The following is a 23,703-nucleotide window of genomic DNA, read 5'->3' as shown; positions in this document are numbered from 1 at the left end:
AAGAAGTTTTAAAACTTCTTCTTTAGGAGCATCTAAAATAGCTTGTGGTGTTAAATAAGTACTTAAAATAGCAATAGAGCTATTAGAGGTTGTACTTGAAAAAATCGTATTGTAATTAGGGAATATTATTCGTAAATCAGCAGATAATTTTTTCTTAAAAGTAGAGCAAGTATCTGTAAGTTTGTAATATTCTCGAGTTAGAGATTTTAGTAGAAAGATATCGAGGCCAATACTTTGTGAAGTTTTAATATTTTGAAATTTTCCTATTTGAGCAATAGATAAGGCATCTTTTTTATCATTTTTCACTTTTCTTATATCTGAATTTTTGTTACACTTAGTAATAAGTGGATTGATAACAAATGTGTTATCAAAATTTTTGTTAAGATAGTGGAAAAGAGATAAGTGGTACACACCTGTGGACTCCATGAAAATGCCAGTTTTCATGTTAAACTCTTCTTCCACTTTTTTTATTTCTGTAAATAAGTGATTGAAGCCACTAAGATCATGTTTTATCTTAAAAGCCTTTCTATAAATATCACCATTAGGTTTTAATATTGCTACAAATGAAAAATCGGCTGAAACATCGATTCCTACTACTGGATTATTAAAAAATTTTGACATTGTATATATCTCCTTTAAATTTAGTTTAGAGATAGAATAGAAATTCCATTCTATCAGATAGTCTATAACCTTGTTTGTGACACGGGTAATTCCAAATTTGGAAACCCAACCAGCTAAACATAGAATTCTACCTGATGGAAGTGATACGCTATTTTACGGGTATCTGATCTATACGATCACCCAGGAGGGATACATCTATCTTCTATTCAGGAGTATTATACTAAAAAATATTTAATTTGGTTAGGTTCCCTTATTGGGATTTAATATAAAAACTAAAACAGTTAAAGATAAGCCTTCTAGTTTAGAAGTGAAAATTAAAAATAAGAATAATAAAGATGTGATGTGTAATAATGTTCGGTTAGAACGTATTTAGTTTTTACTGTTAAGTTATAACTACATCATACAAGGGAGGGTATAAGTGTAATCAAAAAATAAATAATAAAAGTTTATAAGGGGAGAGTTTATGTTTAAGGGGAAAATAAATAAAAAGTATATAATAATGTTAAGTTTTATTGTTATATTGACAGAATTTATGGGGTGTGGCAAGGGCATATTTGGAATTGGAAAAAGTGATAAAGAGATTACTAGCGTATTTAGTGATTTCCAAGAGTTATTCCCATCAGAAGATTTAATGTTTTTATATGAAAAAGGTGGTGCAATAACTGAGGAAGAATTAAAAAAAAGAAATGAGTTATTAGAAGCAGGAATTGAAGAAGAATATCATAGTAATGGTGTATGGGTTGTATCAACTAACTTTAGAAATAAGGAAAAGCGTGCACATGGTGTTTTAGTTTTTAATCTAGATACTAGAGAAGCTAGAGGGAATTTACATTTAGACTATGGAGAAGTGGATGAAGAGGGAGAGGATATTGATTATACATATCCAATTTATTATGATAAAGATGGTTTGCATCTAGTTGATGAAAATGTTGATCAAATAGTTAAAGATGAAGTGAAAAATTTTAAATTTGCAACTGAATTTTTAACATTAGATAAAAGTTATATAAAAAGTTTAAAACCTTCAAAAATAAGACATTCATCTAAAGTGGGTAGATATACTGCAAACTATCTTTTAACTTTAGAGGATAAAAATGTAGCAAAAATAAAAGAAATATATCCAGAATTTAAGATTGATGAAGAACATTGTAAATTAAATTTTGAAACAAGTAACACGGGATGGAGAAAATCTAAAGATTTAGAGATTATATTAGATGAGGAAAATGATACAAGTATTGAATTTTCTATACGTACGGATAGCATAGATACATTTGATAGTATAAATAAGGTTGAGGAATCTATTAACTTAGATGAGGTTGAAGAAGAGAAAGAAGAATTTACTGTCGAAGAACTTCTTGAAAAATATAATGATTTTTTCCCTATGTTTACTTCAAAAAATTTATTTTCTTTATATGATAAAGTAGGTGATATATCAAATGTAGAGGATAGGATGTTAGATAAAAAATTTGAATTAGAAAATGGAGATTTAGGGTGTTGGAATGTATCTTCATATTTGATTATTAATGATTATGAGTATGAGGTAGATTCAACTTTAAGATTTAATAGGAATACTCGAACCGTAGAGGGGGAGCTTAGTATAGTTAAAGATTCATATGGGAAAGATTATAGTATCTCTTGTAATGAGGAAGGAATGTATTTATTAGATGAGGATATTCCAAAAGAAGTTAAAGAAACTTTAGCTAGTTTTAAAATGATGAATGAGTTTATAACTTTAGATGAAGAGTATATAAAGAGTTTGGACTTTCAAAAATTTAGAGAGGGACTAAAATGCAAGTTAAAGCCTACTGATAAAAATATAGCTAAAATAAAGAGTTTATATCCAAAGTTAGAAATTGATGAAAATAATTGTGCGTTGGGGTTATATGGTACTGGAGTTCCTTGGGGTGTAGGAAGTTATTTAAGTGTGAAATTTTATCTTGATAAAGATGAGAAAAACAAACTATCCTTTGTTATGTTTTTTGATAGGGGCAAAGATTATAGCGAATAGAGAGTTTCAATGAAAAGTTTAATATTTTTAATTATATAAGTAATAAGAAAGCATAAAGAAATTTGTGCTTTCTTTTTTTTATCATAAAGTTGTTTTAAATATATATTTTTCTTTAATAGAAAATTAATAATTTTATTTGTAAATGTAAGAATTAACTATGTTATCATATATATAAATGGAAAAAAAAGGATATTATAAGAGGCAAAAGGAGAATTTATGAAAAGAAAGTTTATAGCAGTTACGTTAGCAGTTATGTTATCATCAAATTTCTTAGCTTGTGGGGGTGGGAAGAAAGAAGAAGCTAAAGGTGATAAGCCAAAAGCAGAAGAAAGCAAAGATGATAAAGAAGAGAAGCCACAAGGGAAAACTATAGATATAGCATCTATGAGAGAAAAGTATGCTAGTAGTGAGGCTCAGGATTATACAGAGGCAAAATATAATTTAGAGAGAAATCATACATTTAAATTTGATATAGCAGAAGAAGTTGCAAAAGAGCATGAAGAAGATTTATCAGCAATTTATAGTGTTTCATTAAAAGCTGATGGAAGTAATAAGGTTGATGCAGTAATATCAATAGATAAAGAGTCAGGGAAATTAAAAATAAAAGCACCAAGAATCCCAGTATATTATAACTCAGACGATTCTTTAGAATCAAAAACAGAAATAGTTGTTGATGAATTTGATACTGAGGTTGAAAGAGAGCATGAGTTAGATTGGGGAAATGCAAATAACTATTATCTAACAAAACATATAGATACACAAACTGGGGAAAAGTTAGCGAGGCCAGAGGTAACAGTATTTACAATTAAACCAGAGCTTGATACACCTACAGTTCAAGCATCTATAACTACTGAAGGATTAGTTCAACTAGAATGGGAGCCGGTTGAAGGCGCTGATAACTATATAGTATGTAAAGTATTAGAGAATAAGGACAAAGTAGAGGAGAAGTTTGGTAAAACTTATAGTGTCCAAGAACTTGCAAAAACTAAGGAAACTACATTTGAAAACTTTAGTGGTAAATTATTTGATTTTAATGGTGGTGTGCTAAATACAAATACTGATTTTGAGATGGTAAGATATGCTGAAGATAGTACTTTAGGGGAAGAATATCTACCAAGTTATTGTGTAATGGCAGTTTCAGGTGATAAAAAATCAATAGTAAGTAATATGATTTCAGCAGATAAGATAGCAGGTCAAGCTCCAATTGAAGCAGATCTTGAGAGAAATCAAGAAGAAATATTCAATAAATTTGAACTTTATGATAAAGAGAAAGAAATGCTACCACAAATAAAGGAAAGACTTGAAGCTTTCCCAACTCATGTATATGTAAAAATGGGAGATGGGGCAAGTGTAAAAGCGGCTATAGATTTTGATACTGATTACTTTGAATATCAAGAACTTGAAAAGAGCGGACTTGTAGGAATGTTTAGATATAAAATAAGAGGAACGTCTATTATAAAAACTTATCCAGTTCCAACTGAGGAAGAAAGTGAAGAATTTACAAAGGAAATTCTTGATATACTTAAAGAACTTCAAAAAAGACAAGAAGAAATAGTAGAACAAGGGTTAAATCAAGATGTTGATATAGATATTGAAACAACTCCACCAGCAGAGATGGAAGCGACAGAAGAGTCAGAAGAAGATACAACTGAAGAAAAAGAAGAAGATGAATCAACTGATGAGGATGAAGTAGATAAAGATAAGGAAGAATCTGATGATAAAGAAGAAGAAAAAGAAAAGAAAGAAGAGTCAGATGATAAAGATGATGAAGTAGACAAAGAAGAATCTGATGAAGATGAGAAAGAAGAAGAAAAGGAAGCGATAGAAACAGACGTAGTTGAAGTTGATGAAGAGATATTTGCTACAAGTGCTTTAAGTGAGTATGTTGCAACAGCTATGCTTAATAATAAAGAAGAAGTAAATCTTGATGCTTTCCCAGAAGCTACAAATAAGGATATTTTAATAGATGCTGTTTATGAGGCTATATATCAAAATCCAATGGTTATGACAGTAGATGCTATAGGATATGATTATGTTGATAATAATCTTATTGTAGAATATGGTCAAACAGCTGATGAGCAAGAAGAGAAGCAACAAGAAGTTGCAAAGGAAGTTACAAAGGTTGTTGATGAAATTATCAAAGATGATATGACAGACCTTGAAAAAGAGTTTGCTATAAATGATTACCTTGTTGATACAGCAGAGTATGATAATGCAGCACTTGAGCATGCAATGGAAAATGACATGACTATAACTGATGATAAGTTCAATGATTCATTTACGCCTTATGGAGTATTAATTAATAAGGTTGGAGTATGTGCAAGTTATGCAAGTGCCTTCAAGTTATTAGCAGATGAAGCAGAACTTGAATCAATAGTAGTTACAGGAAATCTTAATGGTAATCTACCTCATGCTTGGAACAGAGTTAAGATAGGTGATGAGTGGATTTCAATAGATGCTACAAATAATGATATAGAGCAGTATCCTAATGCACTTTTAAATCTTCCAGATGAAGTTTCAGAAACTGTGTTAGTAGAAGATGATAGATATATCTTAGATGAAAGAATTGGAGATTTTATAGCAAAGAGTGATGAATCAGAGTTCTATAAGGTAGAAGAAAACTTCTTTGATGAGGATAAAGTTGTAGATGAAATAGTTAAACAGATAGAAGGAGATGGTAAGGCAATTGTTAGAACAAGTTATGATTTAACAGAGTCTGAGGCTGTTGAGATTATCAATAAAGCTATTGAAAAAGGTAAGTTTAATGTTAAAGATGCATACACTTGGCTTGGAGTAATATCAATAGAAAAAGAATGAATTTTTATAAAAAGCAGATTCGAATTTGAATCTGCTTTTTATTATTTAAAATTAATTTAAGAAAAATTGCAACTTTATTGTTTTTTCTGTGCTCTAATAGGTGTAAGAGGGTTAATGGTACCATAACAAAGATTTGGAATTTGAGGGGGAAAAGATTATGCAAAATATAATTTCTTTGCGATGGCATAGAAAAAAGCATAAAGAAAAGACCGAGATTGATTTAGTGAAAGAAGCTATAAATGGGAATAAGGAATCTTATATAGAGCTTATAAAGATGAATAGGGATTATTTATATAAGATAGCTTATAGTTATGTTAAAAATGAAGAGATAGCACTAGATATAATTAGTGAAACCACATATAGAGGAATAGCAAATATAAAGAAATTAAATAAACCAGAATTTTTTAAAACTTGGATTACAAGGATTCTTATAAATATAGCAGTAAATGAGATTAAGAAAGAAGAAAAATATGTTTATACAGATGATGATAGTCCGCTTATAGTTGATGAAAAAAAGGATACTATATGTGAAAAGTTAGATTTGTATGAAGCTATGGATAAACTAAAAGATAAATATAAAACTGCAATAATGCTAAGGTATTTTAATGATATGAGTATAGATGAAGTAGCAAGTGTAATGGAACTACCAGTCAATACTGTTAAAAGTCATTTAAGGAGAGGTAAGGAAGCGTTAAAGGTATATTTAGGGGAGGGCTGCAGCAATGAGTATTAAAGATTTTGATGATATAAAAATTCCAAAAGATATAGATAAAGCAATTGAAAAAGGTATGAAGAAATTTGAAGATGAAGAATGTAAAAATGGAAGGTCTAAAAAGAAAAAATATATAGGAATAGCAGCAGCTATAGCAGGTATTATAACCTTAGGTATTTCAATCCCTGCTATAGCATCAAAAATACCTTTTATGGAAAGTGTCTTTGAAAAACTAGAGGAAGATGAAAACTATGAGAAGTATGCAACACAGATAAATCAAACAGTAGAGTCAAGAGGTGTAAAAGTGACTATTTCAGAGGCTGTAAGTGATGGATTAAATCTATATATAACTTATATAATAGAAAGTGAAAAACCATTTAGTAATGAAATATTAGAAGATGCAAAAGAGTGGCATGATGGAAAACAGGTATTAACAAATCCAGAAGCAGAAGCAGATTTTAAGAGTGAAGAGTTATTTTCAAGCTTATCATTGGTAGGAAAGTTTACTGATGAAAATACTTTTATAGGAATCGAAATGTATGAACTTACACATATTAAAAAGAAGATACCAGATGAGTTTATGTTAACTAAAAATATGGATTATTTTGAATTTGTAGTAGGTGAAAAAACTAGTAAGAAATTAAAGGGAGAGTGGAACTTTAAGGTTCCGGTTACAGTTAATAAAGACTTAGCTAAAAAAATAGAAATTAATAAAGAAGTTACTAATTATAAAGTTGAAAATATGCAGATAAGTCCATTTAAGATAGTTATAGAAATAGAAAATAAGAATGAAAAGTATGATACTTTTATATATGATGAATATGAAAATGAATTGTTTATCAATAGCAGTTCAGAAAGTTTGATACATGCAAGGGCACCAAAAAATGAAAGTAAGAGTATAAGATTAGTTGTAAGGCAGGTTAAAAACGAAAATTTCCTTGGGTATTCAGAAAAGGGAATTCCATCATATGGACCACCAGACTATGAAGAAAAGCCTATAATGGATATAGTTATACCAATAAAATAAGTAAAACACCTCAATGTGTATTTTTACATTGAGGTGTTTTATTATATCTTAATTTACAAGATTATGTTTCTTTTTCATATAAGCATAGATTGGAACTCCTACCATTATAAGAAGGAATCCGTATAATACAGTTTGTGCACCAGAGGCATAAATTGCCCATACACAGAATGCAAATCCAAGACTAGGTCTTATAAGAGAAAGTATTTTTTTTGCCATAGTTTTATTTGTTAAATCTATTACAAGCATCATTTCTGCAATAGTTGATACTGCATAAACTGGCAGATATGATAATGTAGATAGTAAAACAATAAAGTTATATGCACCATTTAAACCTTTGAAGAAGTTTAGTAGTAAAAGTGCATTTATAAGGATAGCACCTATTATAAGTGAAACATAAGGTGTTCCATACTTTGGGTGAAGTTTTGCAAAAAATCCAGGGAAAAGTTTATCTTTTCCAGCAGCGTATGCAGCTCTACCTGTAGCTAGTAGCCAAAGAATAGATGAACCACAAATACTTAATGCAATTCCTATATTTATATAGATTAAAGATTTATCGCCTAGTACCATTGCCATAATAAATGATAATGGGTCAGGGCTATTTGCAAGCTCTGTTCTAGTCATAGCACCTAGAGAAAGTACAGATACTACTATGTAGAAGAATAGTGCAAGACATATTCCAAGTATAGTACTGATTTTAACATTTCTCTTAGGATTTTTAATTTCTCCTGAAGCAACTGTTGCAACTTCGACACCTTCAAATGCCCAAAAAGTTACGGCAGCAGCCATAGGTATAGTTTTTATTCCACCACCTGATGGGAATAAAGGTCCGATATTGTTAACATCAAAAACACCACTTGCAAGAATTATAAATAATACTAAAATTATTAATTTAAGAAGTATAAGAATACTTCCAACTACTCCAGCAGATTTAGCACCTCTGATATTTATGTATGTAAATAACCAAATTATCATACTACTTAGTAAGAATCCATAGAGTGGATTTGCACTTAAAATTGGGAATACAGCACTTAAATATTTTAAAATTACGATAAATAGTGTTGCATTACCAATCCAGCATCCATTCCAATAAAGCCAAGCAGTCATAAATCCCATGAAGCTTCCTAAACTTTTTCTTGAATATTCAACTACACCACCACTAACTGGCATTTTTGAACCAAGATTTGCGAATGTAAGAGCAAGTATAATAGCTCCAACTCCTGTTAGAACCCAAGCTGCAATACTAGCACCAGCCCCTGTCACTTGTGCTAGTTGAGATGGGATAACAAATATACCAGCACCAATTATATTACTAAATACTAAGGCTATGGCTACTGTTAGTCCAAGTTCTTTTTTTAACCCCTTATTTTTTTTCTCCATTTCATTATTCCTCCAAAAGAATATTTTCTCATTTGTTTAATTTAGATAAATTAGGATTTAACCTATTTAGGTAAATCATTCAGATAAATATAGTTTCAGTTAATAAACATAAATTATACCTGTATTAATCATTAAGTATAGTTTAACACTTTACTATACTAAAGTAAAGCATTGGAAGTATAAAATAGAATATTATATTAAGTGCATTGTTAATAGTAGTTCATTTTGATAAAATAGAAATTAAGACTTTAGAGAAAAGGGGTAGAATTATGGAATATGTTAATGATATAAATATAATAGATGCAGTAATACACATACTGGATAATAATAATGATGAGCCAATTTTAAATAATTATAAGTTAGAGCTTACAGATGATATATATAAGTTTTTATATAAGCATATAGAAAAATGTTTTAGAGATGAAGAACTTAGATATGCGATATTTAATCCAGAGAATAGAGTGGTAAAGAACATATCACAAGAATTTTTAACAGGACTTAGAACTGATATAATAGGAGTTTCACAAGAGTTTGCAAAACAAATGTTTTACATAATGAATGCTAATAGAAGTATACCAAATTGTGATTTACTAACAGTGTATATTTCAACTGACCAAGGTCCAATGCTTGGGATATTAAAAATGGATTATGTGAAAAATTTTACTCATAATATAGATTTTGTTGATGAAAAACTTGGAATAGGAATTGTAGAACAACAAGCAGGACTTCCATCAGCAAGTCAAAAAGTTCAAAAGTGTGTTTTTATCAGACCAATAAAAGAAGATCAGGAAATTGATTTAATGGTTATAGATAAGCAAAAGAGAACTAAAGAGGGTGAAGATTATGGTGCAGCATATTTTGCAGATCATTATCTTGGATGTACAATAGTACCAAATGAGAGGGATATGACTAAAAACTTTATGAAAGCAGCTGAAACATGGACTAGAACTAATGTTACAGAAGATGCTGGTAAATCAGTAGAGGTTAGAGAAGTTATAAAATCAAAGCTTAAAGAAGAAGAAATGATCAATGTAAATGAGATTGCAAGAGAGATATTTAAAGAAGAACCAGAGGTTCAAAGAAGTTTTAATGACTATATGGAATCTCAAGGTGTAGAGCAAGATATTACAATTGATAAATCTTTTGTTGAGAAAAAACTTAAAAAGGTAAGATTAAATGTAGATAAAGAGATAGATATTTACCTTGCTGATGAAGCTTATAATGATAGTGATAAGTTTGAAATTATAAAAAATGGTGATGGAACAATAAATATTATGATAAAAAGAGTTAAAAATTATATAGAAAAATAAAACCTATAAAAAAGAGCAAGATTTAGTATATAACTAAGTTCTAGCTCTTTTTTTAGTTTTAATAATTGGTGGATAAAAAAAGGAACTGACAAAAGTCAGTTCCTTTTAAATTGGAATTAGTTCATTCCGTTTTCTGATCCTAAGATGTTATCGATTTTATCAGTAACTAAATCTTGAACAGCTGTTCTAGCAGCTCCAAGGTATGCTCTTGGGTCGAATACGTCTGGCTTTGTTCCAAATGTTTCTCTGATTGATGCTGTCATAGCAAGTCTGATGTCTGTATCCATGTTTATTTTACATACAGCCATTGAAGATGCTTTTCTTAACATTTCAACTGGAATTCCTTTAGCGTTAGCTATTTTTCCACCGAATTCATTACACTTGTTAACTGTTTCAGCAGATACTGCTGAAGCACCGTGTAATACGATAGGGAATCCTGGTAATCTGTCTTGAATTTCAGCTAATATTTCGAATTTTAATTGAGGTTTAGCATCTGGTGCAAATTTAACTGCTCCGTGTGATGTTCCTATAGCGATAGCTAATGAATCAACCCCTGTTTCTTTAACGAATCTTACAGCTTCATCTGGGTTTGTGTAAACATGTGAGTCTGCAACTACATCATCTTCAACTCCAGCTAAAACTCCAAGTTCTGCTTCTACAACTACGCCTCTAGCGTGAGCGTATTCAACAACCTCTTTAGTTTTTTTGATGTTTTCTTCGAAATCGTAGTGTGATCCATCAAACATTACTGATGTGAATCCAGCAGCGATAACTTCTTTAACTGCTTCTAAATTTGGACCGTGGTCTAAATGAACAGCGATATCTATTCCTGATTGCTCTGAAGCGATTTTAGCCATTGAAACTAAGTATTCTGCTCCTGCATATTTGATTGCTCCTGTTGAACATTGAAGAATTACAGGTGAGTTTTTAGCTTTACAAGCTGCAACTATTCCTTGAACGATCTCCATGTTATTGATATTAAATGCTCCGATTGAGTATCCACCCTCGTAAGCTTTTTTGAACATTTCTGTTGTAGTAACTAATGCCATTGTGTGTACCACCTTTCATAAGTTTTAATATATATTTTCTATAAAGGGTCTTTTTTAGACCCACTGGGACTAATCCCTTGTTATGTTTTTATTATAACCTAAATTTAAGAATATTTCCACTAGTTCATAGAATGTTCTTAATTCAAATTATATTTTCAAAATTTATCTCTTGCAATGATAAAATATTTTTAGTTTGGCTTATTATTTTATGAAGAGAAGAGAGTGATTCTCCGATTTCTTGTGACTTTGAAAATTGTTCTAAAGTAAGAACTTCACTATCTAGAGAGTCTAATAATTCATGATTTATATATAGGGATAGTAATCTATAGTTAGATTTAATATAAACTTCTAATTCTATGGAATTTTTGTGAATATTGTTCCAATTTAAAGTGTTATCAGAATTTAAATTAGAAGTTTCAAAAATTTCTTCGATTGTCTCACAGTATATAAGTATGTTATTGCAAACCTTTTTTAGAAGATTATGTGAGTAAAAAACAAAAATAAATACTGATAGAAATAGTAGTATGGAAAATATCATTTTTTTCATTATAAATCAGACCCTTTATTTAATTGTGCGTATTCTTGGAAAAATATTTTTTTTTCAGAAGTAAAAATGACTAAAAAAAGTTTATTTAATGGTGGTGCATTAAGTTCTGAAAGTTTATTAGATAACCAGTTGAAATCTTTACCGATTTCTGTAAGTGAGTTAATGTGTAAATTCCCATCTAAAAAAAGAATTTTAGGTAGATTTCTATGGAGTATTTGTATATCTAAATCACCTTTTGTCACTGGGGAGATTGCATCATGAGGAAAGATGGAAACACTTCCGTTATTTTCAAGAATTGCAAACTTGATTTGCTCAATATCTAGGTAACCTTTTTCTCTAATCTCTTCTAATAAATTTTTAACTGTCATTTTTTGATCTTTAAGATTTTTAATTTGAATTTTGCCATTATGTATTAGGATTACAGGTGTTCCATCAATTATTTTAGCTATTAAAGGAAATTTCATTTGAAGTTCTGTGAGTATTGTTTTTATCATTAAAAGTGTAACTATTGGGATTATACCAAGGAGAAGTGGAAGTCTTGTATCTTGCATGGGCAGAACTGCAAGGTCTGAGAGCATAATGGTTATAACAAGTTCATAGGGTTGAAGTTCACCAAGTTGTCTTTTACCCATAAGTCTTATTACAAGTATTACAATAAAATATAAAATAGTAGTTCTTATGAAAACTAGAAACATAAAACACCTCCTAAGTGTAGTTTAACAATATTGAAAATATTTATTCTAAAATAGGACACTTTTGGATGCCTCTTCTATAAAATAAAGTAACTAAAATTTTATTTTAAAAGGAGCGAAGTTTATGTGTATAAAAGTTATTGTAGATGGCGTTAGTAAAGTTATAGAAGAAAAAGTATGTTTTGGTAAGCTTCTTCCTATTAATTATAAGGAGCGATTAATACCTATTGTTTTAGCTAAACAAAATGATAAATATTATGAGTTAACTTCTAAAATTAAAGAGGAGGGGGAAATAAAATTTATAGATATAACTGAAAAAGTTGGGATGGATGCTTATAAAAGAACAGCTCAATTTATTTTTATAAAAGCGGCTATTGATATTTTTAAAGATGCAAAAATTACAATAGAGCATTCTATAAATAAAGGGATATATGGTGAGATTCATAAGGAGAGCCCTTTAACAAAAGAGGAATTAGCACAGATAAAAAATAGAATGGATGAAATTATAAGTTCTGATATAAAAATAGAAAAAAGGGCAGTTGATAAAAATATAGCACAGCAAGTTTTTGAAACATATAAAATGGATGATAAGTTAAGACTTTTAAGATATGTAAAAAGTGATAGGGTTAAGCTTTATAAAATTGACAATAGATATGATTATTTTTATGGTTCTATGGCATATTCAACAGGTGTACTTAAAAATTATGATTTATTATTTTATAACCCAGGTTTTATTATAAGACTTCCAAGAACTAAAAATCCTACAGAGTTACCAGTTTTTAAAGAACAAAAAAAATTATATGGAGTCTTTAAAGAAACAGCAAAGTGGCTTGATATACTAGGGGTTGCAGATGTTGGGGCATTAAATTATACATTAACTGATAAAAGTATAGATGAAATAATTAGAGTATCAGAAGCATTGCACGAGAAGAAAATAGCTTGCATTGCAGATAAATTTTCAGAAAAAAAAGATGCGAAAATAATACTTGTTGCAGGGCCATCATCATCAGGTAAAACTACATTTACAAAAAGGCTTTCTGTTCAATTAAAGGTTAATGGGTTAAAGCCTGTTATGATTTCACTTGATGATTATTTTGTGAGTAGAGATAAAACACCAGTTGATGAGGAGGGGAAACCAGATTTTGAATGCTTAGAAGCTTTAGATTTAAAGCTGTTTAATAAACATTTAAATGAGTTATTACTAGGTAAAGAGATTGAAGTACCTTGTTTTAATTTTAAAACTGGGGTAAGAGAGTGGTGTGGGAATAAAGTTTCATTAGATGGAGATAGAGTTCTTATAGTAGAAGGAATACATGGACTTAATGACAGATTAACTAGTGAAATTGATGATAAGTACAAATTTAAAGTATATATATCAGCACTTACACAACTTAATCTAGATAGTCATAATAAGATATCTACAACAGATGTAAGGAAGGTAAGGAGAATAGTTAGAGATAGTTTATCAAGAGGATATGATGCACAAAAGACATTATCTATGTGGCCATCAATTAAAAGAGGAGAAGAAAAAAACATATTTATATTTCAGGAAGAGGCTGATGTTATGTTTAATTCAACTTTGGTATATGAGTTATCTGTGCTAAAAGCACTAGCACTAAAAGAATTATCACGTGTAAGTGAAGATAGTGAGGTATATTATGAGGCAAAAAGGCTAAAAACATTTTTAAACTTTTTTGAAGATATAGATTTTGATAGGGTCCCAAGTAATTCTTTACTAAGAGAATTTATTGGAGGAAGTTGTTTTTATAAATATTAATATAAATTATAAAGGCTTGTGCAAATGTACAAGCCTTTATGATTTATAGTTTTCTATAAATTTGTTTTAAGAATAAGACATCTTTTTCTAATTCACTATATTTTAAAAGATAAAGGAAAAGCCCATCTATTATATATCGTCTTGATGTTTTAGAATTTTGTTCAAGAACTAATGTATCAATAGCTTCGTTAATCTCTTCTTTGTTTATAATAGCTTTAGAATTTTTTATAATTGATTTTAGACTATCAATAAGTAGTGAAGCTTCTTCTAAAAGTAAATCTTTATTAAAGAAAGAATCTGTATTAAAGTTCATTCCACAAATAACCTCTGAAGGAATAAGTGGTTCTTCATTAATATTAATTTTAACTATTGCAGAGATATCTCTTACAATATATTTAGAAACTTCTCTAAGGTCTTTTATAAGAAATTCTCTAGTTACAAATATTTGACTAAACTCTTTGACTAAACCAGCTAATGAGAGTGTAATATCCCAAATGATAGGTTCGATTTCTTTTCCATAAGTGTCTAGTAAGATAGCTTTAAACCAATTTAGTATACAGAATTTACTATCAATTAAGATTTTTTTAAACTCTTCGGCTCTTAAAATAGTTTGATCTTGATAAATCATTAATGTAAATTCTTTTTTGCTTGATAAGTGTTCAAAAAAAACATAGAGTTTTTCTTCGAATTTTTCAATATCAGACATACAACCTTCTAGGTCAATATTTTCAACTAAAAGAAATATTTGTTTATTTAAGTATTTAAATATTTGGATAAGTAGGTCTTCTTTTGATTTAAATAATTTATATATAGTTGCTTTTGATATATTACAATGTGAAGCTATATCCTGAACAGATGTTGCAGTAAAGCCTTTATTTGAAAATAAATATACAGCAGCATGGAGTATATCATTTCTTTTTTCATAAGTGTTATCCATAAAAACAGTCCTTTCTAAGTTTGAAGTATTAATTTTATAATTAGTTAAATAATGCTAATATTTGTGATATATTATTTTGTTATTCCAAGGAGATCTTCAACTCTATCTGACATATATTTATAAGAATCAGCAACACCTTGATTATATATTTCAGCTCCAACTTCATTTATTATAAAGTCTAAGACAATAGAGGCAGCAAGGTCACCTAATTGATCATCTCTTTCTGTTATAAAAAATTCTTGTATGCTATTTATTAAATCTCTTTCTCTTTCTTTTGAAAATTTAAATTTATTCATTAATTCACACTCCTAAGGTAAAATAATAACTATTATAGAACTTTATAGTTCTATATAAAAACTTATCAGTTCTACAAATAATTATAATATTAAATTTATTATAAAGCAAATTAGGAAAAAAAATCCTTATAAATTTAAGAAATTAAAAAAAATATCGAATATCTTAGTGTTAGAGGTATGTTTATGTGTCATTTTATGGCATTTAAGTAAAAATATGATATAATTGAAGAGGATACATAATAGTATAAAGATAATATATAGGGGGGATGGGAGATGATTTGTAAGGATGCTTTGAAATTAGATGGATATTTGAAAGCTATGGCAGATATTCAGTCTATGGCAGATTCAGATATGCAATATGATTTTGGTTTTGAAAAAATAAATTTTTTAGAAAGTCCAGAAGAAAGTTTTAGAAGTTATTGTGAAGAGTACATAAGAGAAGATGAGAATATTAGAGGTAGTATGGGATGGTTAAATCTTGGTAATACAGAAGGGGAAAGAATTTTAAGCTTTATAGAAGAGAGCTATAATCAAGTTTTAAGTTTTAAGGTTATAAATACTTTTGAGAAAGAGCTAGACTCTATTTTAAGAGTTTGGATTACTAATAGAGTAGTAAAATATAGTGAGAATAAAAATAAGACATCGGTAAATAATTATATATTAAATTATATGATGGATGAGCTAGGACTTAGAGGATCAAAATATTGGAAACTTGTGTGTGATAGTGATTTTATATATGATGCATTTTTCTATAATGTAAGTGATATTTATATTTTGAAAATAGAAGATGATTATTTTATTTTAAAATTTGGAGTGAAATATTTATAAAGTTTAAGAGTTTGGGAGAAGTTCCAGGCTCTTTTTTTTATGTATAGAAATGAAAAAAATATACAAACTAATTCTAGATATTTTAATATAGGAGGTGTAAATATTGAGGAATAAAAAGAAATTAGTTTTATCTATAGTAACTTGTTTATTTGCTATTTTTTTTATATCTTGCATAAATGCTACAAAGGAAGAGGTTATAAATGACGTTAAGGCTGGGAATTATCAACAAGTATTAGAAGATATACATGGACTTAACACAACTGAGAGGGTGCAAGTTCAGAGAGTTGCAGTTGAAAAAATATCATATATAGTACAAGAGGCGGAAAATAATAAAATAACATATTCACAGGCAGTTGATGAACTTAATTTTGTGAAAAAAATAGTTCCTAAAAATGATGAGAATAAAGTTAATAAAGCAATAGAATATATAAAAGGGTTAGACCAACAAAAAAATGTGAAGTAAATTAAATTTTAAGAGGAAGAAGATGTATAAATAGGTATATCTTCTTTTTTTGCTTTATATAATAATAAAATATAGGGTTTAAGTTAAGTGGTTATAAAAAATATTTGTAACATATTCAAAGAAATAAAAATATTATAGAAATTAAGATTTGAATTTTAAAAGAAATGAAAAAAACAAAATCTAGAGGGATTATCTAGACTTTGCTCATTATAATTTTGTTTGTTTCTTTGGGATTTGAGAGAGATTAATATATAACCTTAGTTTAATTATATAAAATACTAGTTATTTTAGGCTTAACAATATTATTACAATATAGATAATTATAAATTAAAAAGTATTAAAATGGGGTGAGGTTCTTGAGATTTAGTGAAAGAAAATTATATTTAGTAACAGATGAAAATATGAAATTAGAGGAGTTATTAAAAGGATTAGACGAAGCAATAAAATCAGGAGTATCAGTAGTGCAGTATAGAGCAAAAAGTAAATCAGTTAGAGAAATGGTTTATGAGGCAAATATGATAAAAGAAATATGCAGAAAACATAGAGTAATATTTTTAGTTAATGATAGAATTGATATAGCAATTGCTGTGAATGCTGATGGAGTACATCTTGGAAAATCAGATATGAGAGCAGATATAGCAAGAAGTCTAATAGGTGAAAATAAAATAATTGGATTAACGGTAGATAATAAAAAAATGCTCAGTGAGATTAAAGAGTATAAACTTGATTATATTACGGTTGGCAAAGGTCTTGAAGGAATTGAAAACGATAAGATAGATGTAATAACAGAAGAGAATATGATTTTTTTAAGAGATATATATAAAGGGAATATTTATGGAACGTATGGAATGAAATCACAGTTTGATAGGTATGATAACAAATCACTTATAGATGGTTTAATTGGAAGCTCTAGTGTTATATTTAGTGATTTGTATAGTGATAAATTAAAGAAGAAAATAGAAAAATTATAATTTTTTTGATAAATGATATATTATAAAAATCCTTGGTATAGAGCTAAGGATTTTTTTATAGTAAATAAAAGGTAAAATTAGGAAATTAAAGAGGATTTCAATTCTAAGTTGTAGAATATTAAATATATAGGGGGTGTGTTAAGTGATAAATTTAAAAGATAATGTAACCATCATAAATTTAATTAATTTAACTGGTGAGACAATAAGGGATATAGTGATAACTTACGCTGGAGATAAAATCCCTATAGAAGTTTTGAAAATAAAAAATGATTATGAAAAAACAGTTTTTTTAAATGTAGATGATATAGATGATTTAGTTAATTTAAAGATGATTTATAAGGAGAAAGAATATATTATATATAAGAATATAGATGTTAATAGTGAAGTTAATATTAAATTAAAGATATTAAAAGAGGAATCTGGTGAAGTAAATATAAAGTCATATTTATTTATAAAGTAAAAAATCAAGAGCCTTCTTTATATGATGAGAAAAACTCATCTCATAAAGGAAGGCTCTTTTTTAAGTAGAAATCAAAAAAATGATTTTCTCTTACAACTATATTTTAAGTAATTTAACTTTTTTTATGCATTATTTTGAAAAATAAACTTCTCTTAGATATAATATTATAAAAAGATGTTTATAATTAGTAATGAGTAGGGAGGGAAGAGGAATGAATAGAGCAAGTATTATTTTAAAGAAATTTTTTGGTTATGACAGTTTTAAGCAAGGACAATATGAAGTTATAAATAGTATTTTAAAAGGAAATGATACATTTTGTATACTTCCAACTGGTGGTGGTAAGTCGATTTGTTATCAAATTCCAGCTATATTGTTTGAAGGGCTAACAATAGTTATAAGTCCTCTTGTTTCTCTTATGAAGGATCAAGTGGATTCTGCTAGAGAAATAGGAATATCAGCAGATTATATAAATTCAGCACTGACATTAGAAGAATCAGATAGTATTTTAGAAAAAATTAAGAATGAAGAGATAAAGCTACTTTACATAACACCAGAGAGGTTAGAGTCAAGTTTTTTTGTGAGTAAGCTAAAACATATAAATATAAGTCAAGTTGCAGTAGATGAGGCACATTGCGTTTCTATGTGGGGGCATGATTTTAGAAAAAGTTATAGAAATATAGAGCCATTTATTAAAAAATTATCAAAAAGACCTGTGGTAACAGCATTTACAGCAACAGCAACAAAAGAGGTTATATCAGATACAATAAAGCTTTTGAATTTAGAAAATCCATTTAGTTATATTGGAAGTTTTAATAGAGATAATTTAGAAATTTCAGTGTTAAATGAGGATGATAAGCTAAGTTTTATAAGTTCACAGGTAAGAGAAAATGAAGATAAAGCAGGGATTATATATTGTAATACAACAAAAGAAGTAGATGCATTACATTTATATTTAAATGAACGAGGTTTTTATGCATCTAAGTATCATGGTAAAATGGATTATAAAGACAAAAACAAAAATCAAGAAGAGTTCTTAAAAGAAGATAGTAATTTAATTGTTGCAACAAATGCATTTGGAATGGGAATTGATAAATCTAATGTTAGATATGTCATTCATTCATCTATACCTAAAAATATAGAAAGTTATTATCAAGAAATTGGGAGAGCTGGAAGAGATGGAAGTAGAGCGGAGTGTTTCCTACTATATAATAGGGATGATATAGCTACAGTTGAGTATTTAATTAATACGAGTGTTGAAATGGGCAGGAGAGAGAGCGAACTTAGAAAACTTCAAAAAATAGTTGATTTTTGTGAGCAAAAGGCATGTTATAGAAGTTTTATATTAAAGTATTTTTCAGAAGAAAATACTTTAGATTATTGTAATGCTTGTAGTTATTGTTTACATAATAATGAGATAAGGGATATGACAAGAGAAAGTCAAATGATACTCTCATGTATATATAGAACTAAAGAAAAAGTTGGAGAAAGTGTTTTAGTAGATATTTTAAGAGGGATAAGAGGGCCAAAAGTAGAACAAAATAGATATTATGAGCTTTCTACATTTAGAATAATGCCTGAGTATTCAGGTGGTATGATAAGGGCAATACTATCAGAACTTATAAAGCAGGGATATTTAGATAGAAGAGAAAATACAAGGATAATGGTTAAACTTAATGAGAAGTCTATACGTATTTTAAAGGGTGAAGAGAAAGTTTATCTTAAAATAGAAGAAAGTGGTACAGATATTTGTTTAGATCAAGAATTATTTAAGAAGTTTAGAATTCTTAGGAAGGATTTATCAGTTAGAGAAGATGTAAAACCATATAATATTTTCACTGATAATATTCTTATAGATATAGTAAATAAACTGCCGGAAACTAATGAAGAATTAACGAAGATAGAGGGACTTCAGGAAGAAAAAATAAGAAAATATGGAGCATTTATAAGAACTATAATTAGAGATTATAAAAAACAAAAAATAAATAGCTGAAAAAAAGGATATAGTAATAATGAATGATTACCTTTTTATAGAATAAAAAATTTTACTTGAAAAGGATTCAATAGCAATTTTAAATAAATTGCTATTGAAAAAAATATATTAAAATATTGTGAAAATATGCTAAAATATAAGTAATTAGCAGAAAAGTGTTGAACTTGAGGGGAATATAGAAAAAAGGGGTGTGTTTGGAGTGGGAAACCCAGAAATAAAAGTTCTTATAGAAGAAATTTCTAAGTTAAGAAGTGAATTGATAGAAATGAAAATAGAAATAGAAAGTTTAAAAGCAGATATATCGGTAATAGGAGAAATAAATAAAGTGAATTCTAATTTAAAAGTTGTGGGTGAGAACACTGGACGAACTAATAATAAATTCACTTTAATAAAAAATAAAAAGATAGATTCAGAAGAAAAAAAGAAAAAAGTGGATGAGCTATCAACAAAAGAATTTATTAAACTTTCAAATGAAAATATAAAAAGTACGATAAGTAAAGCTAAAGTAGAAAAAGAAAGAATATCAGAAGATGATTTTAAGATAGATAAAAAAGATATGAAAAACTTTAGAGAAAAATTAAAAGACATAATGAAAAGTGAAGTCAGATATGATACATGGCTTAAAACAGGTGTTGAAAACTTAAGTAAAATAAGTAAAACACATTTTAAGTTTCCAGCAGCTAATGATTTTACAAGAGGTATTGTAGAAGTTAGATATAAAGATATGGTTTTAGAGGTATTAAAGGCAGTTTTTCCAGAAGCAAAATCAATAGAAATAGTGGCTATTGATTAAATAGAGAGATAAAAAAGTTGTATGCTTAATTTAAGCATACAACTTTTTTTGTGTTTTTAGCAAAAATATATTTTAAATTTATAAAAATGGTACTATAATATATATAAATGGAATATATTGGAAGTGATGCAGTGGAAAAGATGAATAAAATTAAAAAAATAGTATTATTATCTTTAGTTATACTTACAGGGATTGGAGTTTATTTAAGTATTGGTTTTACATATATAATAGGAAAATCTATGGAGAGTACTATGACAAATGGAGAAATTTTGTGTATAGATAAATTATATAATTTTGAAGAGATAAATAGAGGCGATATAGCAATACTAGACATAGACTATAAAGGTAAAGAAACAAGGGTTATAAAAAGAATAATAGGAATAGGGGGGGATTTGATAAAAATAGAAGACAATAAACTTTATATAAATAATATTTTAATTTCTGAACCATATTTAAAAGAAGTGATGCGAGGAAGAAATCAAGAATTTGAAGTTCCAGAGGGTAAAATTTTTATTATGGGAGATAATAGAAATATTAGTTTAGATAGTAGAAGTAATGATGTTGGATATATAGATTTTAATAAATCAATATATGGAAAAGTAATTTTTAGCGTGAGCAAATGGAAGATGGTATAATAATTTACTAAATTAAAAAAATTGATAGACTGATTAGACTCTTTAATCTATAATAGATAAGTGACTAAAAAAGAGAGAGTAAAATAAAATAAAGAAAGGCAGAATGTAAGTATTATGGGAACGGATAGAAGAAAACAAATTATAGATGCTATACAAGCTGCTATAGAAGAAGAAACATGCGTAGGTAAAAAGCAATGGGGAAGTCTAAAAGAAGAAGTAGACACATTTGAACTAATAGATGGCGGAAACAAAGTTTGGTGTTCATTTGGAGAAAGTTGCAAAGTTGGAGAAAAAAATCCAAGCAAAAAACTAGTGTACATATCAGAAGCAGAGAATATTGGTGGAGAAGTACTAGAAATTAGCCTACCATATAAATTATCGACTAGATACAATAGTCAAGTTTATGAAACAGATGAACTAATAGAAGTCAGAATGTATGGCAAATTTAGATTCAAAAAAAGAAATTATAAATCAGAAATTTTTATGGATTATTTAAAAGATAATGGATACGGAAATGAAGTAAGAATAGATGATGATTACAAAGAGTATGTAAGACTTTTTAATATTAGCAAAGATTTAAAATTTGATCTAGAGAATATTAAAAAAAGATTTAATAAATGGCTAGGTGTAATAAATGATTATAAAGAGTATAATTTTTTATTACAAGGCTAAATAAAAAAGCAGAATCAAATTAGATATCTAATTTGATTCTGCTTTTTTATAATTCATAACCATAATCAAGGTTAAGTTTATATAAACTTAGAAAAGCAGAGTTTGTTTCAGTTTTGATAAGTATATTATTATTTATAAGTATATCGAAATAAGAGTCTATATCCTCAAATGGTATATTTATATATTTACAAAGTTTAATAGAATCAAAAGCTTTATAGCTTTCAAATTCTAAGATGCATTCTAAAGCTAAAATTACTTTGAAAATTTTATCATCACTAACATCTAGGTTAAGTATAACTTGTTCGTTGAATTTTAGTAAATCTAATTGATTTTCCATTTAAATCTCCCTGAAAATTACTGTTATATTGTTTATTTATGCTAATTGTTGTTAAAGTGTGAATTTAAAAGGTTTTTAAAAAAAGTTAAATTAAATTTAATATTATACTAAAATAAGTTCTGGACTTTGATAGAGTATCTGACTATAATGGACTTTGTGTTAAAAAAATATTAAGAAATTAAAGGATTTAAATGTATTAAAAAGTAGTTTAAATGTTATAAAAAAATTTGCTTTTTTTTGAGTGTAGTATTTTTGTAAAAGAAATTTAATTGTTTTGGGGGAATAAAGAACAAAGTTTAAACATAAAGTTAATTCTTATTAAACTTGACGAAAAATGTCGAAAGAAAGTATATAATAAAAATAGATTTTAAATAGTGGATGAAAAAAATTTAAGGAGGCGTAAATATGAGTATAGCAACAGTATGGTCATTAGCAAGTCTAATGTTGATTTTATTTGCGATTTCAGGTGCTACGTTATTTTATAAGAATGGAAGGTTAGCAAAAGATATAAGAGTATATATCGGTGTAGTTGTTTTTGCTATATTATTAGCTATAGTGGCATATATTTCAATGCCAGGGGAGTTTTATATAGATAGACTTATAGCAGTTATAGGTGGAATAGCAGCAATCTCAGCTTTAGTTATAAAGCAAAGAATGTTCTTTTTATCAAAGATAATACTTATTGTTTCAATGAGCGTTAATATGGTTATCGCATTAATTTAAAAAAATATATTTTATATAAGTCTAGATGGGATACATCTAGACTCTTTTTCTATTCAAAAGTAATTATATTATTTTTGGATTTTTTTTTGTATTATAGATAGTGTTAAACTAAAGAAAAATATGGGAGTGATTAAAAATGCCAAGCCAAACATTTTTAAATTTAGATAAAGATAAACAAAAAAAAATATTAGAGGGTGCAAGTGAAGTTTTTTTAGAAAAAAGCTTTGATAAAGCAAAAGTTGTAGATATATGTAAGAAGTCAGAAATTCCAAGGATTACTTTTTATTCATATTTTGAATCATTAGAGGATGTCTACATATATACATATAGATATTTTTTAGGGGAATACTTTAACTTAGATACTATAAAAAATTTAGAGGAGGATATGAGCTTTTACAATAAACTGATTGACTACTTTGTTAATATTATTGATTCAGAACTAGGACTTAGAACAATTAATGAGGAACTTGAAGGATTTGATTTTCAGGATAAAATGATTACAAATTATATGATAGCCCTTGGAGTCCAATATAAATCGGGCGTTATTAGTAAACAGGAATTAATGATTAGAGCAGGTGAGATGTTAAGTAATATACAAAAATAGAAAACTGTATATTGTAGGGGCGGGCTTATTTTTGTACACTAATAGCAGAGGTGATTAGGA

At 27.9% G+C, this 23,703-nt stretch carries 24 protein-coding genes; 16 read left to right on the top strand and 8 right to left on the bottom strand.

Features of this window, described 5'->3' with window-relative positions; all coding sequences use genetic code 11:
• Nucleotides 1-621 (bottom strand): IS110 family transposase (locus Q0V24_RS11740; RefSeq protein ID WP_297521697.1); only part of this gene is annotated, 621 nt, incomplete at its 3' end.
• Between the two features lie 463 nt (nucleotides 622-1,084).
• On the opposite strand from Q0V24_RS11740, the gene Q0V24_RS11735 reads away from it, so the two are divergent.
• The 4 genes from Q0V24_RS11735 to Q0V24_RS11720 all read left to right on the top strand — a co-directional run bounded on the left by Q0V24_RS11735 (nucleotide 1,085) and on the right by Q0V24_RS11720 (nucleotide 7,182).
• A complete protein-coding gene (locus tag Q0V24_RS11735; protein WP_297521696.1) occupies nucleotides 1,085-2,626 on the top strand; it encodes a Csa1 family protein in 1,542 nt (513 codons plus the stop codon).
• A 216-nt stretch (nucleotides 2,627-2,842) separates the two neighbouring features.
• Entirely contained in the window at nucleotides 2,843-5,443 is a 2,601-nt protein-coding gene (locus Q0V24_RS11730; protein ID WP_297521695.1) for a transglutaminase-like domain-containing protein, read from the top strand.
• A 157-nt stretch (nucleotides 5,444-5,600) separates the two neighbouring features.
• A complete protein-coding gene (locus tag Q0V24_RS11725) occupies nucleotides 5,601-6,176 on the top strand; it encodes a sigma-70 family RNA polymerase sigma factor (RefSeq protein ID WP_297521694.1) in 576 nt (191 codons plus the stop codon).
• Nucleotides 6,166-7,182 (top strand): DUF4179 domain-containing protein, encoded by a 1,017-nt coding sequence (locus tag Q0V24_RS11720; RefSeq protein ID WP_297521693.1) that lies wholly within the window; start codon nucleotides 6,166-6,168, stop codon nucleotides 7,180-7,182. Before Q0V24_RS11725 ends, Q0V24_RS11720 begins: the two co-directional genes overlap by 11 nt.
• Before the next feature lie 48 nt (nucleotides 7,183-7,230).
• On the opposite strand, the gene Q0V24_RS11715 is transcribed toward Q0V24_RS11720, so the two are convergent.
• Nucleotides 7,231-8,559 carry an amino acid permease gene (locus tag Q0V24_RS11715; RefSeq protein ID WP_297521692.1) on the bottom strand — a complete coding sequence of 443 codons (1,329 nt, stop codon included), beginning with the start codon at nucleotides 8,557-8,559 and terminating at the stop codon, nucleotides 7,231-7,233.
• Nucleotides 8,560-8,828: 269 nt separating this feature from the next.
• Between Q0V24_RS11715 and Q0V24_RS11710 the strand changes: the two genes are divergently transcribed.
• A complete protein-coding gene (locus tag Q0V24_RS11710) occupies nucleotides 8,829-9,869 on the top strand; it encodes a nucleoid-associated protein (RefSeq protein WP_297521691.1) in 1,041 nt (346 codons plus the stop codon).
• A gap of 116 nt (nucleotides 9,870-9,985) precedes the next feature.
• On the opposite strand, the gene fba is transcribed toward Q0V24_RS11710, so the two are convergent.
• From fba to Q0V24_RS11700, 3 genes are all read right to left on the bottom strand, one after another.
• Nucleotides 9,986-10,918 (bottom strand): class II fructose-1,6-bisphosphate aldolase, encoded by a 933-nt coding sequence (gene fba, locus Q0V24_RS11705; RefSeq protein ID WP_297521690.1) that lies wholly within the window; start codon nucleotides 10,916-10,918, stop codon nucleotides 9,986-9,988.
• Between the two features lie 142 nt (nucleotides 10,919-11,060).
• Nucleotides 11,061-11,456 (bottom strand): DUF4363 family protein, encoded by a 396-nt coding sequence (locus Q0V24_RS17110; protein WP_366938306.1) that lies wholly within the window; start codon nucleotides 11,454-11,456, stop codon nucleotides 11,061-11,063.
• 8 nt (nucleotides 11,457-11,464) lie between these two features.
• Complete coding sequence (locus Q0V24_RS11700; protein ID WP_297521689.1) at nucleotides 11,465-12,160, bottom strand: DUF421 domain-containing protein; 696 nt, start codon at nucleotides 12,158-12,160, stop codon at nucleotides 11,465-11,467.
• A gap of 121 nt (nucleotides 12,161-12,281) precedes the next feature.
• Between Q0V24_RS11700 and Q0V24_RS11695 the strand changes: the two genes are divergently transcribed.
• Nucleotides 12,282-13,934 carry a nucleoside kinase gene (locus Q0V24_RS11695; RefSeq protein WP_297521687.1) on the top strand — a complete coding sequence of 551 codons (1,653 nt, stop codon included), beginning with the start codon at nucleotides 12,282-12,284 and terminating at the stop codon, nucleotides 13,932-13,934.
• Between the two features lie 43 nt (nucleotides 13,935-13,977).
• On the opposite strand, the gene Q0V24_RS11690 is transcribed toward Q0V24_RS11695, so the two are convergent.
• Both Q0V24_RS11690 and Q0V24_RS11685 read right to left on the bottom strand, forming a co-directional pair.
• A complete protein-coding gene (locus Q0V24_RS11690) occupies nucleotides 13,978-14,871 on the bottom strand; it encodes a TetR/AcrR family transcriptional regulator (RefSeq protein WP_297521685.1) in 894 nt (297 codons plus the stop codon).
• A 71-nt stretch (nucleotides 14,872-14,942) separates the two neighbouring features.
• Nucleotides 14,943-15,167 carry a DUF2164 domain-containing protein gene (locus tag Q0V24_RS11685; protein ID WP_297521683.1) on the bottom strand — a complete coding sequence of 75 codons (225 nt, stop codon included), beginning with the start codon at nucleotides 15,165-15,167 and terminating at the stop codon, nucleotides 14,943-14,945.
• Between the two features lie 273 nt (nucleotides 15,168-15,440).
• On the opposite strand from Q0V24_RS11685, the gene Q0V24_RS11680 reads away from it, so the two are divergent.
• From Q0V24_RS11680 to Q0V24_RS11645, 8 genes are all read left to right on the top strand, one after another.
• Nucleotides 15,441-15,995: a hypothetical protein gene (locus Q0V24_RS11680; protein WP_297521681.1), complete on the top strand. Its 555-nt coding sequence runs from the start codon at nucleotides 15,441-15,443 to the stop codon at nucleotides 15,993-15,995.
• Nucleotides 15,996-16,098: 103 nt separating this feature from the next.
• Nucleotides 16,099-16,458, top strand: coding sequence for a hypothetical protein (locus Q0V24_RS11675; RefSeq protein WP_297521679.1), 360 nt, complete (start codon nucleotides 16,099-16,101; stop codon nucleotides 16,456-16,458).
• A gap of 356 nt (nucleotides 16,459-16,814) precedes the next feature.
• Complete coding sequence (locus Q0V24_RS11670) at nucleotides 16,815-17,429, top strand: thiamine phosphate synthase (RefSeq protein WP_297521677.1); 615 nt, start codon at nucleotides 16,815-16,817, stop codon at nucleotides 17,427-17,429.
• Between the two features lie 142 nt (nucleotides 17,430-17,571).
• Nucleotides 17,572-17,889 carry a hypothetical protein gene (locus Q0V24_RS11665; RefSeq protein WP_297521675.1) on the top strand — a complete coding sequence of 106 codons (318 nt, stop codon included), beginning with the start codon at nucleotides 17,572-17,574 and terminating at the stop codon, nucleotides 17,887-17,889.
• Nucleotides 17,890-18,100: 211 nt separating this feature from the next.
• On the top strand, nucleotides 18,101-19,879 hold the full coding sequence (gene recQ / locus Q0V24_RS11660) for a DNA helicase RecQ (protein WP_297521673.1): 1,779 nt from the start codon (nucleotides 18,101-18,103) through the stop codon (nucleotides 19,877-19,879).
• 199 nt (nucleotides 19,880-20,078) lie between these two features.
• Nucleotides 20,079-20,672, top strand: coding sequence for a hypothetical protein (locus tag Q0V24_RS11655; protein WP_297521671.1), 594 nt, complete (start codon nucleotides 20,079-20,081; stop codon nucleotides 20,670-20,672).
• A gap of 140 nt (nucleotides 20,673-20,812) precedes the next feature.
• Complete coding sequence (lepB, locus tag Q0V24_RS11650) at nucleotides 20,813-21,307, top strand: signal peptidase I (RefSeq protein WP_297521669.1); 495 nt, start codon at nucleotides 20,813-20,815, stop codon at nucleotides 21,305-21,307.
• A 114-nt stretch (nucleotides 21,308-21,421) separates the two neighbouring features.
• The gene (locus Q0V24_RS11645) at nucleotides 21,422-21,979 is read left to right on the top strand and encodes a hypothetical protein (RefSeq protein WP_297521667.1); all 558 of its coding nucleotides are present in this window, start codon (nucleotides 21,422-21,424) and stop codon (nucleotides 21,977-21,979) included.
• Nucleotides 21,980-22,025: 46 nt separating this feature from the next.
• On the opposite strand, the gene Q0V24_RS11640 is transcribed toward Q0V24_RS11645, so the two are convergent.
• Nucleotides 22,026-22,316 carry a hypothetical protein gene (locus Q0V24_RS11640; RefSeq protein WP_297521666.1) on the bottom strand — a complete coding sequence of 97 codons (291 nt, stop codon included), beginning with the start codon at nucleotides 22,314-22,316 and terminating at the stop codon, nucleotides 22,026-22,028.
• A gap of 405 nt (nucleotides 22,317-22,721) precedes the next feature.
• Here Q0V24_RS11640 and Q0V24_RS11635 point away from each other — a divergent pair, with 405 nt between their 5' ends.
• Complete coding sequence (locus Q0V24_RS11635) at nucleotides 22,722-23,039, top strand: hypothetical protein (protein ID WP_297521664.1); 318 nt, start codon at nucleotides 22,722-22,724, stop codon at nucleotides 23,037-23,039.
• 136 nt (nucleotides 23,040-23,175) lie between these two features.
• Nucleotides 23,176-23,643 carry a TetR/AcrR family transcriptional regulator gene (locus Q0V24_RS11630; RefSeq protein WP_297521662.1) on the top strand — a complete coding sequence of 156 codons (468 nt, stop codon included), beginning with the start codon at nucleotides 23,176-23,178 and terminating at the stop codon, nucleotides 23,641-23,643.
• Nucleotides 23,644-23,703 lie beyond the last annotated feature (60 nt).

This window comes from uncultured Clostridium sp. (assembly GCF_947039605.1).
Lineage (GTDB): Bacteria > Bacillota > Clostridia > Clostridiales > Clostridiaceae > Sarcina.
This window is presented reverse-complemented; position numbering and strand designations above follow the sequence as displayed.